Genomic DNA, 15,464 nt, shown 5'->3' with positions numbered 1-15,464 from the left:
ACCAGGCAGAATATCTGGCTAACAATGCAGCGTCCATACCTTTACCATTGTTTTAGTGTAAAGAGAGGTCAAGTTTATGATTACGACAAGAACAGCTAAACAGTGCGGACAAGCCGATTTCGGTTGGCTGCAGGCCCGCTACACCTTTTCCTTTGGACACTACTTTGACCCTAAACTCCTCGGTTACGCTTCATTGCGCGTGTTGAACCAGGAAGTGCTCGCCCCGGGCGCCTCCTTCCAGCCGCGTACGTACCCGAAAGTCGATATCCTGAACCTGATCCTGGAAGGCGAGGCAGAATACCGCGATAGCGAGGGCAATCATGTCCAGGCAAAGGCTGGCGAAGCGTTGTTAATTTCCACGCAGCCGGGCATCAGCTACAGCGAGCATAACCTCAGCAAAGACAAAACGCTGACCCGCATGCAGCTGTGGCTGGACGCCTGCCCTGAGCGGGAAAATCCGCTGGTGCAGAAGATAGATTTAACGGACGAAAAACAGCAGCTGATTGCATCCCCTGATGGCAGCAAAGAGAGCCTGCAGCTGCGTCAGCAGGTGTGGCTGCACCATATCGAGCTGAAGAAAGGTGAACAGGCAAGCTTCCAGCTTCATGGCCCGCGCGCCTATTTGCAGTCTATTCACGGTACGGTGCATGCGGTGACGCATACGGAAGAGAAAGAAGCGCTAACCTGCGGCGACGGGGCGTTTATTCGTGATGAAGCGAATATCACCCTGGTGGCGGATACGCCGCTGCGCGCGCTGCTGATTGATTTGCCGGTTTAAAAATCCCCCTCACCCCAACCCCTCTCCCCAAAGGGGCGAGGGGCTCGATCGTTCCCTCTCCCATTTGGGGAGAGGGCCAGGATGAGGGGGAACGGGTTGGATTAAATCACGACACCTTACTCGCCATAATCTCAATAATCTGCCGGTCCGTGGCCTGCATCGAGCGGCACGCCAGCGCGCACAGGTTTGCGATTGACTGCTCCACATCGTGCGCCACAATCCCCTCGTTGCCCGTTACGCCCGACTCATCCAGCGCCATCATCACCGCTTTCCAGGCGCTACTGACGCTGGTTGAGACCTTCATGGCGCAGCTGTTTGACGCCCCGTCGCAGATCATCCCGCTGACGTCACCGATCATGCTTCCAATCGCCATCGCGATGGTCTGGTAACAGCCCCCCATCAGCCACGCCATGCCCGCCGCAGCGCCCATCGCCGCCGTTGTCGCCGCACACAGTGCGGACAGGCGCGGAAGCTGATAATGGATATAGATCGCCGACAGATGCGACAGCATCAGCGCCCGCGCCAGCCTTTCGTCGTCAGCCTGAACGTGTTCAGCCACGACCACCACCGGCATAGTGGCGGTGATCCCCTGATTGCCAGAGCCCGAATTGCTCATCGCCGGCAGCGTCGCGCCGCCCATGCGGGCATCCGAGGCTGCGCTGGTACGAATTACAATATCTGACCCCAGATCCTGCGCCATCCATCCGCGCGCGCGCTGCTTATCAAGCGTTGCGCCAATATGCAGCCCCCACTTCCCGCTGAGCCCTTCGCGGGAGAGCGCATCGTTCAGCCGCCCTGCCTGCAGGATAAAGCGGATCGCCTCAAACGGCACCTGCTCGACAAATTCCAGGATCTGCGACAGTGTAGTAGTTGAAAGCACCGCCAGCGGATCGTCATTCGTCTGGCACCGTTGATCGTCAAGCGTAAAGCGCGTTTCCCCCTGGCAAACCACTTCCACCACTCGGGTATGCCCGCCCGCGATGGTCACCATCGCCGAGTGATCCCCGGCATGAACGCAGGCGCGGGAATAGAGGATCTCATCACAGGGCTCCTGCAGTTTTACCTGCACTTGCCCTGCCTCAAGCAGGGCTTTGGCGCGGACCAGTGCATCGGCGGTGGCATCTTTCAACACCTCCAGTCCGGCGTGCGCGTTACCGCCAATCGCGCCCAGCGCCGCCGCAATCGGTAACCCGACCATACCGGTACCCGGTACCGTCACGCCCAGCCCGTTTTTCATCAGGTTCGGCGAGACCCACGCCTCAATCCGTGTGACCTCCCCCGGCAGAAGGTCTGCGGCCATCGCACAGGCCAATGCCAGAGAGACGGGTTCGGTACACCCAAGGGCAGGCTTCACTTCTTCCTGCACCGCTCGAATAAATTGATTCCATAAAGGATGAGTTTGCTCAGACATCGTTACGACCTTAATTACCCTCAGGAGAATGCGAGGAAAGGAGAAACACAAAGCAGCAGTCCGGTGATGACGATAATCACCAGCGATACGCCTTTATATTTATGCAGGGCTGGCACCTTGTAGACCAGCCATGCAGGTATCAGGCAGCCCACCATGCCGAAGATGGGGCTGCAAATGGAGGTGAAGCTCAGCACCGGCGCGTTCAGGACTATCGCGCTCCAGGCCAGCAGGATGGCGAACAGCATAATCCCGCGCTGGACGGCGTTTTCATTGATTTTCTCAGCCGGCATTCTGCGGCGCAGGATGTTCATGACGATACCCTGCGTCGCCTCGCGAAAGCCGAGATAGACGCCGAAGAACGCGGTCATCACGGCGAAGATATTGAGGATCACGCTGACGATTTTGACCCAGCCCGCGCCATCACCGCTGATAAACTGCGCCGCAATCGCCAGCGCCGAAATGTTCTGCTCGTAGGCTTTAACCGCCTCATCGTGCCCCATCGCCAGCGTGAAGGAGACGGCGTAGAAAAAGACCGTCACAAACAGGATGCCAAAGGCAATATTCATCGCCCGCAGCGCTTTGTGGCGCGCCACCTCCACCGATTTTTCCCGTGAACGGTATGAGATCACCATCGGACTCAGGGTCTGAATAAACAGAATGGAGGTTAAGGTAAAGGGCAGCGTAATGATGGCGTTTTTAATCAACAGTCCCAGCGGCGGCAGCATGCCCACGTTGGCTAAATGCCAGAGGCCAATCATTGACAGCCCCAGCGCGGCTACCACGAATAATTTGGTCAGCACCATCAGGCTGGAGACTTTAAACAGCAGCTTTTCACCGCGCGACGAAATGGCCACCAGAATGCAGATCAGGCATAAACCGTAAAACGGATTATCTGATAACAAACCGTCGGTCACGCCGAAGGTATGCAAATACGAGGCGCTGTCGTTGGTGATGGCCGTAGAATAGACAAACATCCAGATCACCAGCATCACGAAATAGAGTGCGCCTAATAAAATGCCCCAGTTCTTACCCAAATAACCGCTAATTACGCTCGGGTAATCTTTGCACTCCGGTGATTCCGCCAGCGTATTAATAAACAGACGCTGGAATAAATACATGGCCGGATAGCCGATTATTGATGAGAGCAAAAATACCCACAGCCCCATTAATCCGACCTGCACGGGGAGAAAAACTATCCCCGCGCCGATAGCCATCCCAATACTCATGATGACCCAGCCCGTGTCGGTGCTGTCGAATTTAATCGCCTCTCGCCACTCGCTTTCACTCATTCCCGCCCGCCTTGCCGCGGGGGAATCACTCACAATCACACTGCTGTTTGTTGCCGTATCCATTGGGCACTCGCTTATTTTGTAGGGTAAACAGTTGTTTTTATTAGTTTCCGATCGCCAGCGATTACGATTCAGATGGTTGCAGGTGAGTGTTATTGGTGTGGGAAGATCATATCCGGAGAGCGGGAGAAAAATGTCACAACATTAATAAGGATATTCTGCTTCTGGAGGAAATTTTGCTTCTGAAGTGGGATATTAAAAGCTAATTTTCTAAAAGTGACGCCGATCAAGAAATAAAAACCCGCGGCATTCGCGGGTAGGAAATCAGTTAGCCAGCGCGTTAGCCATATCCGTTCTAATCTGTTTACGCTGTTCCGGAGTCAAAACCTGGCTGACGTCGAAGTAATATTTCACGCGGTAATAACGGGTCTGCTCTTCAATTTTGCTAAAGGCGGCAAGCTGGCTTTTCACCGTGCTTTCGTCCCATTTGCCCGCCTGGAACATGTCGATCAGCGCGCCGTCCTTCACGCCCGTCATCGGGATCTTGCTGACATTTTGTTCCAGCTGCTTATGCAGACCTTCAATCTTCGTAACTTGTTCATTGCTGAGCTTCAGGTGCTGCACCAGCGGATCCTGCGATGGAGACGGAGCAGCCTCAACGTTCGCGGCCTGTGCCGTAAAACTACACACTGCCAGCGAGGCGGCGACCAGCGCAACACGGGTCATTTTCATCATCTTACTGTCCTTACATGCTGTTATAGGGAAAAGCAGGGGTATTGTTTTTCAAGAGCGGATGAATATGTGTGAGTAATTATATAAACAATTTTGTATGTTTAGCGGACAAAAAAAGGCCCCCTGCATTGAGGGGGCATGAGAGCTCACGTTTAGATAGAGTGGGTAAAGGTTCGCGAAATCACATCCTGCTGCTGCTCGCGCGTCAGCGCATTAAACCGCACCGCATAACCTGAAACGCGGATTGTCAGGTTCGGGTAATTCTCCGGGTGCGCGATGGCATCGAGGAGCATTTCCCGGTTCATGACGTTGACGTTCAGATGCTGCCCCCCCTCAATAGAGGCTTCGTGATGGAAATACCCGTCCAGTAGCCCCACCAGGTTGGTTTTGCGCACCAGCTCGTCCTTGCCAAGCGCCTGCGGCACGATGGAGAAGGTGTAGGAAATCCCGTCTTTCGCATAGGTGAACGGCAGTTTGGCAACCGACGTTAGCGAGGCCACCGCCCCTTTTCTGTCGCGCCCGTGCATTGGGTTCGCGCCTGGGGCAAACGGCGTGCCGCCGCGTCGTCCGTCCGGCGTGTTCCCGGTCTTCTGGCCATAAACCACGTTGGAGGTGATGGTCAGGATCGACTGGGTTGGCACCGCGTTGCGGTAGGTCCGCAGCGCCTGAATTTTCTTCATAAAGCGCTCCACCAGGTCGCAGGCAATGCTGTCCACGCGGTCGTCGTTATTGCCGTACTGCGGATAATCCCCTTCAATCACGAAATCGACTGCCAGTCCGGTATGGTCGCGCACCGGCTTCACCGTGGCATATTTAATGGCCGACAGGGAATCCGCGGCTACCGACAGCCCGGCAATGCCGCAGGCCATGGTGCGATAGACGTCCCGGTCGTGCAGCGCCATCAGCGAGGCTTCGTAGCTGTACTTATCATGCATGTAGTGAATGAGATTCAGGGCGCTAATGTACTGCACCGCCAGCCAGTCCATAAAGTGATCGAGGCTCGCCATCACGGTGTCGTAATCCAGCACGTCGTCCAGCAGCGGCTCGGTTTTAGGACCGACCTGGATCTTCAGCTTCTCGTCCACCCCGCCGTTGATCGCGTACAGCAGCGTTTTGGCGAGGTTAGCGCGCGCGCCAAAGAACTGCATCTGCTTGCCGATCACCATCGGGCTGACGCAGCAGGCAATGGCGTAGTCGTCACTGTTGAAGTCCGCACGCATCAGATCGTCGTTCTCATACTGCAGCGAAGAGGTGACGATCGACACCTGCGCGGCGTATTTCTTGAACGCGATCGGCAGTTGTTCAGACCAGAGGATCGTCAGGTTCGGCTCAGGTGCTGGCCCCATGGTGTGCAGCGTGTGCAGATAGCGGAAGCTGTTTTTGGTCACCAGCGTGCGCCCGTCCAGCCCCATGCCGCCGATCACTTCCGTCGCCCAGATCGGATCGCCGGAGAAGAGCGTGTCGAACTCCGGCGTGCGCAGGAAGCGCACCATGCGGATCTTCATGATGAAGTGGTCGATCAGCTCCTGCGCCTGGACTTCATTCAGCCTTCCTGCCTGCATGTCACGTTCGATGTAGATATCAAGGAACGAGGCCGTACGCCCCAGCGACATCGCCCCGCCGTTCTGGGATTTCACCGCGGCAAGGTAGGCAAAATAGAGCCACTGCACCGCTTCCTGGGCGTTCATCGCCGGGCGTGCGATATCGAAGCCATAGTTCGCCGCCATCTGCTGGATCTGTAGCAGCGCGCGCTTGTGCTCTGCCAGCTCTTCGCGCAGGCGGATCGTCCCCTCCAGATCCTCACCGCGCTCCAGCCTGCCCTGCAGATCCGTAAACTGGAGTTCACGCTCGCGCACCAGATAAGCAATCCCGTACAGCGCCACGCGGCGATAGTCGCCAATGATACGTCCGCGCCCGTAGCCGTCTGGCAAGCCGGTCAGCACGCCGGACTTACGGCAGCGCATCATCTCTGGCGAATAGACGTCAAACACGCCCTGGTTGTGGGTTTTGCGCAGGTCGGTAAAGAAATATTCAAACTGCGGATCCATCTCCCGGCCATAGGCTTCGAACGAGCTGCGGATCATGTTGATCCCGCCGTACGGATGCAGGGCGCGCTTGAGCGGCTTATCTGTTTGCAGGCCGACGATCGTCTCCAGATCCTGGTCGATATAGCCCGGCCCGTGGGCCGTAATGGTGGTGGCAATGTTGGTGTCAAAATCCACCGGGGCGTGGGTGGCATTCTCCTGGCGAATGCCGACCATTACCTTCTGCCACAGCGCCGTCGTTGCTGGCGTCGCCTGCGCGAGGAAAGCTTCATCGCCTTCATAAGGGGTGTAGTTATGCTGAATAAAATCGCGGACGTTGACGGCGTTTTTCCATTCTTCACCGCGAAACCCGGCCCATGCGTCGCTGTAGGGCGCGACGCCCGTATCGATTGTTACTTTCATGTGTTTCTCGCTTTATCAGGCGTAAGCCGCAGCCGGGGTAACCTTCCCAAGACGGAGGGCGTCCAGCGCGATCATTTTTTCTTCGTTGGTAGGGATCACCGCGCAGGCCACGCGGGACGACTCGGTGGAGATCACGCGCTCACCCGCGCTGCCCGGCAGGGCATTTTTGGCGTCGTCGAGGCGGATGCCGAACACGTTCAGATGTTCCGCCACCAGCGCGCGGACAAGCGTCGAGTTTTCGCCAATACCGCCGGTAAAGACCACCCCATCGAGGCGGTGCAGCGACGCAGCGTGCCCGGCAATGTGTCGCGCTATACGGTGAACGAAGGTCTGGATAGCCAGCTGCGCCCGCTCATTGCCAGCGTGCCAGGCTTTCTCCAGCGCGCGTAAATCGGAGGAGATGCCGGAGATCCCCAGCAACCCGGACTCTTTGTTGACCACGCGCTCCAGATCCTCGAACGACTGCCCGGTCTGCTGGGCAATCCACGCCATCGCGCCGAAGTCCACATCGCCGCAGCGCGTACCCATTACCAGCCCTTCCAGGGGGGTCATCCCCATGGAAGTATCCACGCTTTCGCCGTTGCGCACCGCGCAGATGGACGCTCCGTTGCCGAGATGGGCAATCACCAGGCCGCTGTCATCGGGGGACAGCCCGAGAAGCGTATGCGCCTGCGCGGCCACGTAGCGGTGAGAGGTGCCGTGGAAGCCGTAGCGGCGCACGCCCAGATCTTCAAAATAGCGGTACGGCAATCCGTACAGATACGCCTGCGGCGGCAGCGTCTGGTGGAAGCTGGTATCAAATACCGCGACCTGCTGCACGCCCGGGAACAAGCGCTCTGCGGCTTCCACGCCGCTCAGGTTAGCGTAGTTATGCAGTGGCGCCAGCGGAGAGACCTGGCGGATCTGCGCAATCACCGCTTCCGTAATCAGGGTCGACTCGCTGAAGAGGTCGCCGCCGTGCGCAATGCGGTGGCCAATTAAGGCCACGCTGCTCATCAGGTCACGCTTCTCCAGCTCCAGGGCGATGGCAGCCAGCGCCCCTTCGTAGTCCTGGTGAGCCAGTCTGGCTGGCTCACCCCCGTTCACGGAAATAAAGGCCTTCTCGGTGTTGATGCCGTCTGCAATGCCCGTCATCAGGGCATCGCAGCTGCTGGCGTCGAGCACCGAAAACTTAACAGAGGACGAACCGCAGTTAATTACCAGTACAACCGGAAACTCAATCATCATGTGACTCCGCTCTTCCTGAGCAATGGGTTAGAACAGTTTGTAAACGATATTCAGAATGGTCAGCAGGCCGACCGCGGTAACGAAGATGTTCTCGGTACGCCCTTTGTATTTCGCCAGAGCTGGGGCTTTGCGGATGGCGTACATCGGCAGCAGGCACAGCAGAGAGGCGATGATTGGTGCGCCCATGGCTTCAATAAGGTCGAGAATGTTCGGGTTGGCGTAGGCCACAACCCAGGTGGAGCCCATGATGAACACCATGCTGATGGTGTTCAGTTTGCCAACGGAAACTTTCTTCTTATCGCCCTTGTAGCCGAACTTGAGGATCAGGCCATTCAGACCTTCCAGCGTGCCCAGGTAGTGCCCGAAGAAGGATTTGAAGATAGCAACCAGCGCGATGATAGACGCGCCGTATTCCAGTACCGTCGCGAACGTCGATTTGGTTCCGGACATTGACGCAAAGTGGTTCGCCAGGTAAGAGAGCACCGGAATGTTCTGCGCCTTGGCGTCCGCCATGTTCTGCGGAGAGAGCGTAAACAAACAGCTAAAGGCGAAGAACATCACCACGGCCACCATCAGCAGGCTGGCGCGACCGATGATTTTGGAACATTTCTGCTCGGTGAACTCTTTACCGAACGTTGGCTCGTACTCTTCGCGCTTGGAGACCACAAACGAGGAGACGATAGGCGAAAAGTTGAAGGAGAAGACCATGATGGAGATACCCAGCCACACGGTGACCAGAATGCCGTCATGACCGGTGAAGGCGATATCGCTCAGGTTGACCTGGTCGATCACCGCCGAGTTCCAGTAAGGGATCAGCGACAGGGAAATCAGCACCAGGCTGGCGATAAACGGGAACACCAGGAAGCTCATGACCTTCACCATCAGGTCTTTACCAAACCAGATAACAAAAGCCATCAGCAGCAGCAGGAACAGCGCCACCACGCCGCGGTTCAGCGCTGGCAACTGGAGCTGGTTTTCCCAGAAGGTCATAAAGGTGTTGGTAATGGTGACGCCGTAAATCCACAGCAGCGGGCAAATGGCAAAGAAGTAGAGGAACGTGATCACCACCCCGCCGGTTTTACCGAAATGCTCTTCCACCGTTTCGGTGATGTTTCCGGAGACGTTGCTGCCGGACAGACACAAACGCGCCAGCGCGCGGTGGCAGTAAAACGCAATCGGGAATGCGAGAACCAGCATCAGCAGGATCGGGATCAATCCGCCAAAGCCTGCGCGAATGGGGAAGAACAGCACGCCTGCGCCAATGGCGGTACCAAACAGGCCAAGCGTCCAGGTGGTATCAGACTTACGCCAGGAGGACGTTTTTGTCTGGCCAACGATAATGCTTTCTGTGTTGCTCATAGGTCACCTTTATGCGTCAACGAAGCCGGTAATTTGGGAAACACGGGAGAGGTCGATATTGCCGCCGGAAATAATGCAGACGGTTTTGCGGCCCTGAATATAGTGGTCAAGTTTGCCGCTTAATAACGCAGCACAAGCCAGTGCGCCAGCGCCTTCCGTCACCACTTTATTTCGCTGAATAAGGGCAACCATGCTGTTGCGAATATCGTCTTCGCTCACCAGCACAATGTCATCGACCAGTTCACGAACGATTTCGAAGGTTAATTTCCCCGGACGAGAGACGTCGCAGCCGTCGGCTAACGTGCCGGTAACGCGGTGGTTGGTTATTTCTCCTGCCTGCCAGGAGGCTGCCATTCCGTGCACGTTTTCAGACTGTACGCCGATAATATTAATGGTCGGGTTGATGGATTTAATTGCCGTCGCAATCCCGGCAATTAATCCGCCGCCGCCGATAGGCACAATGACGTTATCCACGTCGTATAAATCTTCGAGAATTTCCAGGCCGATGGTGCCCTGGCCGGCAATCACTTTTGGGTCATCATAAGGCGGGATAAAAATGCGCCCCTCCGTCTCAACGATTTCGCTCACTTTCGCGATGGTATCGTTGAAGTTCTCGCCGTGCAGCACCACTTCGGCGGAGTAGTCGCGGGTGGCGGCAACCTTGGATTTCGGTGCCCCCTTCGGCATCACCACTTTGCCGTCGATGCCGAGCATGGCGCAGGAGAGGGACACACCCTGCGCGTGGTTTCCCGCGGAGCAGGCGACAACGCCTTTGCGTTTTTCAGCGTCGGTCAGCGAGCTTAACTTGTTAAACGCGCCGCGGATCTTAAACGAGCCGGTACGCTGCATATTCTCAAATTTCAGGAATATTTCGCCCTTACAACGTTCGCTGAGATAATTCGAACGTGGCATACCGGTTTTATATATTTTTCCTGCCAGTCGTTTTCTGGCGTCCTGAATATCTTCAATCGTTACCGGGAGATCGTAGGTAATATGCATAATATCCTCGTTATAATAATTCATTCTTTTCAGGCAAAGTCAGGGTATCAGTGCGTTAACACGTTAACGCTCTGGGTGTTTTTAAAATGGGTACTAATTATTCATCGTCGTCTTTCGATATTCATCGACGAATATTGTTTTGCCAGCTCAACTAATACTGACGCCGATTTTTTAATCCTGTAATTTTTTGACCACACGGCGGCATAACGCGCCACGGGTAATTCATCTTCCACTGGCAGCACAATAAATTGGTCAGAACCGAACGGTGCAATCATGTCGCGGGGAATCACCGTCAGATAATCGGCATTCAGCACAAGGTTATAAATGGTGACGACGGAATCGGTCTGGACGATGTTTTCGATGCTGATGTGGTTGTCTTGCAGGGTGGTCAGAAGTTCTTTGTAGTAGCCCATATCGGTTTGCGGCATCACCCACTGCTCGTGCGTGAGCGATGCCAGTGTCGTCGGGCCGGTGCACGTTCGCGTTTTGCTGGCGACCAGCACAAATTCGGACTCAAACAGCGGTTCGACGTGCAGATCCTGCAGCAGCATTTCATCACTCAGCGTGCCGATAGCGAAATCCAGACGACCGTCGCGAATGGCCGGAAGGAAAGATGAGAGCTGGGCTTCATACATCGAGACGCGTGCTTTCGGGAACACTTCCTTAAATTTTTTGATCATTTCGGACAGGAAGGTGAAACCGATCAGCGACGGGTAACCAAAGGAGACGTCCATAACGGTGCTGAAACTCAGGCTGTTAATCTCACTCACCATGTTTTTCATTTCGCGGGTGATGGACTCTGAGTACGAGAGCAGAACCTGGCCCGCAGCAGTGAGTTTTACGCCGGTGTTTTTACGCACCATCACTTCCACGCCGAAGTAGGACTCAATATCGCTGATGATTTTGCTGACGGCGGGTTGCGTCAGGCCCAGCTGTCTTGCTGCAGAACCTATGGAGCCACTTTTAATGACTTCCTGAAATACCACGAGGTGCTGTGTTTTCGGTAGAATAATAGTGTTCATAATATTCTGCACTTATTTCCCTATGACGGGGTGAATTCTACTCAATAATGTTTGAAGGGGTATGTGCTGTTACTCACAATTTGCTTTCCAGACCCTTTATCACGCACAGCGAAAAACCATAAAAACGCTTATTTATCAAAGCAATAAATAGAGACAAATATGCTACTACGCTGATATTGATCAACAAAAATAGCGGTAATAAATTTATTTTATGGCGATAACCCGGATAAATTTTTCCATCCGTAAAAAATCAATAAAGGCGATATTTCAGGCAATTAAAGACCAATAAATAACCGCTATTTGTTTGAAACATTCTTTCAATTTATCAAATTTTTCCGACGCGAATTTTCAGGCTGGCGGAAAAGAGTGGAATACGTCACATATTCACGGGAGAAATGTATTTGATTTCAATGTATGCATATCAAACGAGAAAAGTTTCGCGATCATTAAGATAACAATCATAACAAATTATCAATACTGAAAATGGCGAGTTTTTTAGCGTGAAATTTTGTGATGACGATCGTCCGCAGGCACAGGAACGATACTGAAGGGATAAAAACAGTGAAATGTGCTTAATGTCGCAAATATGAGAATTGATGTCGTTTGTCTGGTGCCGGGTGGCGCTGCGCTTACCCAGCCTACACCCCCCTGAAAGCAAAAACCCCGCCGAAGCGGGGTTCTCTGAGAAGTTGAAGCTGACCGATAAGCCGGGTTCGTTCAACCATACGTCAGGCATCTGCGGCGCTGGGGTTATCATTTGTCGCAGACTGTATCGCACTTAGTGTTATAGAGTAAAGCCCGCTAAGGGACGCGCCTTTTACACCCAACCGCGCTCTATCGCTACCATCAGTAGCCCCCCAATGATAAAGAAGATTAGACTGACGACAGCCAGATATATCTCGACATAGAAAGGTCCGATCAGCCGTTTGGGAAGTCCTCTGATGAAGTCCTTGTCATCGTTTTTGGTCAGGATTGAACTGCGATTCCATAATAGAGGGATGTAGATGAACTGCACTTTCGTACTATAGGCTATGTTGACGTAAAGCGTGTTGACGTTTTCGAACAGCAAGACGGCATCAGGAAGGCTGCCATATTTTTTTTTGTACAGGACGCAAATTTCGCTAAACCGTTTACGGTTTAAGACGGACACGACGATGCTCAAGACACCTAATAACAATCCTGTAAGTGTGGCTATAACCGATACCATTTTTATACTAATCATCACTGGTAATCTCATAAAGACCGAGGGCCTCCCCAATGGATTCGCTCGCTTTTCCGACAGACCAGCTAAAAGCTTTATCGCTTCCGTATGCAATTCCGCCAGATACACTGAGCGTGCAAAGCAGCGCTCCCGCTCCTCCTGCCTCTATGGTTGCAGCCCCCAGAACCACAGCGCAAATAGTATTTGCTGCGCCAGCGCCAATAATCCTAGCTCCCACAGCTCCACCTACTAGGCCACCTGAAAATTCACCGATGGAAGTAAACGAGGTTTTGGCGCAATCCCTGCCAACGGTGCAGGCTTCCATGATCTTCGCTGCGGTATCCAAAGCAGACAGACCAATACCGATCTTCCCGGCTGTTTCCATCCACTTAACGTACTTCGCCAGCTTCTCGATATGGGTTGCGTAACCTTCAATATCACTAACACCAGTTTCATTCCAGCGGTGGGTAATTGAACGGCTGGAAAGGCCAAGGGCGCTTTTCAGATCGGTGTATTCGTTGAACATGAATCGATGTTTCATGAACATCTTCAGCACGCTTTCAAGTTGACCAAATAAGCGACGACGTTCAACGAAGAATTGTTCACCGATCAGTGTGCCGCTTGTGATGTACTGGTTTTTGTATGTCTTCTCGATCTCGACGAGAATTTTTTCGACTCTCTCGAAATATCCCTTCGCTGCTTCCGTCGCTCTTCCTGCCTTTCCAACAGCATCGTTTGCAGTAGTCGCAGCAGCTGCAAACATCTCAATGGTATCTTTATATTTGAAAAGGAAGTTAGCCTGCTGGATGGAGAGCGGCGCTAATGCTGCATCAATCCGTTGTTTCGCGGCCCGCATATGGGAGATTTGCTCTTCATCCTGCTTATCGGGGTCAACTACCAGCATGATAGAACCCGCTTTATATCTTTTATCCGGGCCGTTTAGTGTAGCGAATAGCTCCTTTACGCCTGCTGGCGGGTTTTCCGTAAATAGCAGACGTTGCCAAGCTTCTGTAGTACCGCCGTAAGGAATAATGGTAAAACCTGCGTCAATACCTGTTTTCTTTTTCGCTGTTTGGGCGTGTTGTTCTGGTTCTACCTGCGACTGTTGAGATGCAGCTAAAGTGGCTGCTGCGGTTGCCGCTTCTGCCAGATACCTTGCTGTTGCCTGAGAGGGGGATTCACCTGGGCCTATCCAGCCCAAAGGGGCTATGATACGGTTAGATCCAGAGAGGCAGCCACATAAAACTACGCACTTGTCCACGGCAACAGGGATCTGGTGAATTGTGCGGTGTGGCTCACCTTCAACAACTTTTCCTTCTTTGCCGCATTTTGGGCAAGCTGTGGTCTTGTCACCCAGAACAATCGGGCGACGGCCCAGAATGTTACCGAAAGAAAGTGAGGGGATTAGCTTTGCGCCAGTTGTAGTCTGATCACCAAACAACGCCATTCCACGACCTAAAACGTTTGGACGCATTCCCCCCATTTACGCCACCTTTGCAACAGTCAGGAAATCATCTGGCATTGATTCACCCTCGCGGAAAGAGAACATCAATCTATAATCAGGGGTGCTGAGAATTTGATCTCCGTTATCAAGTAAACTACCAACCAGCGCGATCCCTTTACCTTCCCATTCGCTTAACTGTCCGGCGCTGGTGATAATGGTGGCCTTAGTCCCGTCTGGATAGGTCACGGTTGCACCTTCTGTAACCATGCTGACCCATTGACCATTATCGAGTTGGACTTTCATGCCCTGACTCGGATCCGGATTAGGTTCATCGACAACGCCACCCCGAAGAGTAAGACTTCCGGCAACCGCTGCACGATAGATGGCTGTGATTGGATGGTGTCGGGCATATTCTTGCTGTTCAATAATGAGATTGCGGGCTTCCACATTCATTTCTGATAGTTGCTGGTCGGTATAACGGGGAGCATCGAAAGATGCGATGACCGATGAAGTGAGTTCGTTGGTGTACTGTTGCATAAGTCCCTCTGCTTGCTGTGAATTTTTCTGTTCTCGGACACATTGTACAAATAACACCCATGCACGCGAAAGCGGTTTATCACCAAAATTGAAACATTGTTTTAAATAATTCACTCGGTAAATATTTTCTGTTATTTCATTCGGATTGTGAAATATTGAAGCTTTTGCTGTATGGACAATGTTTCGACTTGGTGACGTAGGTACTCAAACAAATTACGTTTTTCATCAGCTAGCGAACCTGACTTTCGCATAGTACTACGCACTTTTGAGGGGATTTTTTGCTGCGACATAGAAGGCGGTCTGAATGCTGAGTAAATAATCATCAATGTATTTTTGTTCTAATTTCCTCCTTTTCTGCACGATATCCAATAGTAGGGCTGGCTCAAACCGGGACGATTTTACAAATGAAATGAACATAGGGAGACGGAAAGATATAAATCTTGCTCTACTGGCTGAATCGCAGCCCAGAGACACGCGAAAAAACCGCCTGAAGGTAGTCTGAAATGAACGCTGTAGCGATTGCCACGCTTTAGGATGTTGGGGATAGAACAGCCGTTGGTGTGTCTCTTTTGTATCACAGTCTGTGTCACAGTTTTGCCTTAGAAAATCTGAGACACACCAACGTATTGTTATAGAAGAAGTTGAAGCTGACCGATAAGCCGGGTTCTGTCGTTGGACAGTCATTCATCTAGGCCAGCAATCACTCACTGGCTCAAGCAGCCTACCCGGGTTCAGTACGGGCCGTACCATGTGAACCCCTATTTGGCCTTGCTCCGGGTGGAGTTTACCGTGCCACGGACTGTCACCAGCCGCGCGGTGCGCTCTTACCGCACCCTTTCACCCTTACCTGATCCCGCTTGCGCGGGCCATCGGCGGTTTGCTCTCTGTTGCACTGGTCGTGGGTTTCCCCCCCAGGCGTTACCTGGCACCCTGCCCTATGGAGCCCGGACTTTCCTCCCCTCCGCCCGTCTCCCCCGAAAGGGACGACGACGAAGCGGCGACTGTCTGGTCAGCTTCG

Annotated in this window: 12 protein-coding genes and 1 other RNA gene; 1 reads left to right on the top strand and 12 read right to left on the bottom strand. The window is 53.4% G+C overall.

Translation table 11 applies throughout. The features are described from left to right. The first annotated feature begins 76 nt into the window (after positions 1 to 76). Complete coding sequence (locus P349_RS08765) at positions 77 to 778, top strand: pirin family protein (protein ID WP_032650336.1); 702 nt, start codon at positions 77 to 79, stop codon at positions 776 to 778. Positions 779 to 884: 106 nt separating this feature from the next. Here the strand turns inward: P349_RS08765 and P349_RS08770 are convergent, their stop codons facing one another. From P349_RS08770 to rnpB, 12 genes are all read right to left on the bottom strand, one after another. Then, positions 885 to 2,189, bottom strand: a complete 1,305-nt coding sequence (locus P349_RS08770; protein WP_032650338.1) for an L-cysteine desulfidase family protein — start codon at positions 2,187 to 2,189, stop codon at positions 885 to 887. 20 nt (positions 2,190 to 2,209) lie between these two features. Next, positions 2,210 to 3,541, bottom strand: coding sequence for an amino acid permease (locus P349_RS08775; protein WP_032650339.1), 1,332 nt, complete (start codon positions 3,539 to 3,541; stop codon positions 2,210 to 2,212). A 261-nt stretch (positions 3,542 to 3,802) separates the two neighbouring features. Beyond that, a complete protein-coding gene (locus P349_RS08780) occupies positions 3,803 to 4,213 on the bottom strand; it encodes a Spy/CpxP family protein refolding chaperone (protein WP_032650341.1) in 411 nt (136 codons plus the stop codon). Positions 4,214 to 4,362: 149 nt separating this feature from the next. Further along, on the bottom strand, positions 4,363 to 6,657 hold the full coding sequence (gene pflB, locus P349_RS08785) for a formate C-acetyltransferase (protein WP_032650342.1): 2,295 nt from the start codon (positions 6,655 to 6,657) through the stop codon (positions 4,363 to 4,365). 15 nt (positions 6,658 to 6,672) lie between these two features. Beyond that, positions 6,673 to 7,881, bottom strand: a complete 1,209-nt coding sequence (gene tdcD / locus P349_RS08790; RefSeq protein WP_032650482.1) for a propionate kinase — start codon at positions 7,879 to 7,881, stop codon at positions 6,673 to 6,675. A gap of 30 nt (positions 7,882 to 7,911) precedes the next feature. Next, positions 7,912 to 9,243 carry a threonine/serine transporter TdcC gene (tdcC, locus tag P349_RS08795; protein WP_024906394.1) on the bottom strand — a complete coding sequence of 444 codons (1,332 nt, stop codon included), beginning with the start codon at positions 9,241 to 9,243 and terminating at the stop codon, positions 7,912 to 7,914. A gap of 9 nt (positions 9,244 to 9,252) precedes the next feature. Next, a complete protein-coding gene (tdcB, locus tag P349_RS08800) occupies positions 9,253 to 10,242 on the bottom strand; it encodes a bifunctional threonine ammonia-lyase/L-serine ammonia-lyase TdcB (protein ID WP_024906393.1) in 990 nt (329 codons plus the stop codon). A gap of 101 nt (positions 10,243 to 10,343) precedes the next feature. After that, positions 10,344 to 11,264 (bottom strand): transcriptional regulator TdcA, encoded by a 921-nt coding sequence (tdcA, locus tag P349_RS08805; protein ID WP_008501504.1) that lies wholly within the window; start codon positions 11,262 to 11,264, stop codon positions 10,344 to 10,346. Between the two features lie 817 nt (positions 11,265 to 12,081). Further along, positions 12,082 to 12,426, bottom strand: a complete 345-nt coding sequence (locus P349_RS08810; RefSeq protein WP_227441845.1) for a hypothetical protein — start codon at positions 12,424 to 12,426, stop codon at positions 12,082 to 12,084. 52 nt (positions 12,427 to 12,478) lie between these two features. Then, complete coding sequence (locus P349_RS08815; RefSeq protein ID WP_238550753.1) at positions 12,479 to 13,948, bottom strand: PAAR domain-containing protein; 1,470 nt, start codon at positions 13,946 to 13,948, stop codon at positions 12,479 to 12,481. After that, complete coding sequence (locus tag P349_RS26635) at positions 13,949 to 14,560, bottom strand: hypothetical protein (RefSeq protein ID WP_193745667.1); 612 nt, start codon at positions 14,558 to 14,560, stop codon at positions 13,949 to 13,951. Between the two features lie 525 nt (positions 14,561 to 15,085). Further along, an RNA gene (rnpB, locus tag P349_RS25005) (RNase P RNA component class A) lies at positions 15,086 to 15,463 on the bottom strand. Between the last annotated feature and the right edge of the window lies 1 nt (position 15,464).

Origin of the sequence: Enterobacter sp. DC4 (assembly GCF_000568095.1) — a bacterium.
GTDB lineage: Bacteria > Pseudomonadota > Gammaproteobacteria > Enterobacterales > Enterobacteriaceae > Enterobacter > Enterobacter pseudoroggenkampii.
Note: the sequence above shows the minus strand (reverse complement) of the source record. Positions and strands in the feature narration are given on the sequence as shown.

Bases quoted from the DNA above. Each gene is read 5' to 3' on its own strand.
- P349_RS08765 (WP_032650336.1), top strand. From the start codon at position 77: ATGATTACGACAAGAACAGCTAAACAGTGCGGACAAGCCGATTTCGGT.
- P349_RS08770 (WP_032650338.1), bottom strand. From the start codon at position 2,189: ATGTCTGAGCAAACTCATCCTTTATGGAATCAATTTATTCGAGCGGTG.
- P349_RS08775 (WP_032650339.1), bottom strand. From the start codon at position 3,541: ATGGATACGGCAACAAACAGCAGTGTGATTGTGAGTGATTCCCCCGCG.
- P349_RS08780 (WP_032650341.1), bottom strand. From the start codon at position 4,213: ATGATGAAAATGACCCGTGTTGCGCTGGTCGCCGCCTCGCTGGCAGTG.
- pflB (WP_032650342.1), bottom strand. From the start codon at position 6,657: ATGAAAGTAACAATCGATACGGGCGTCGCGCCCTACAGCGACGCATGG.
- tdcD (WP_032650482.1), bottom strand. From the start codon at position 7,881: ATGATTGAGTTTCCGGTTGTACTGGTAATTAACTGCGGTTCGTCCTCT.
- tdcC (WP_024906394.1), bottom strand. From the start codon at position 9,243: ATGAGCAACACAGAAAGCATTATCGTTGGCCAGACAAAAACGTCCTCC.
- tdcB (WP_024906393.1), bottom strand. From the start codon at position 10,242: ATGCATATTACCTACGATCTCCCGGTAACGATTGAAGATATTCAGGAC.
- tdcA (WP_008501504.1), bottom strand. From the start codon at position 11,264: ATGAACACTATTATTCTACCGAAAACACAGCACCTCGTGGTATTTCAG.
- P349_RS08815 (WP_238550753.1), bottom strand. From the start codon at position 13,948: ATGGGGGGAATGCGTCCAAACGTTTTAGGTCGTGGAATGGCGTTGTTT.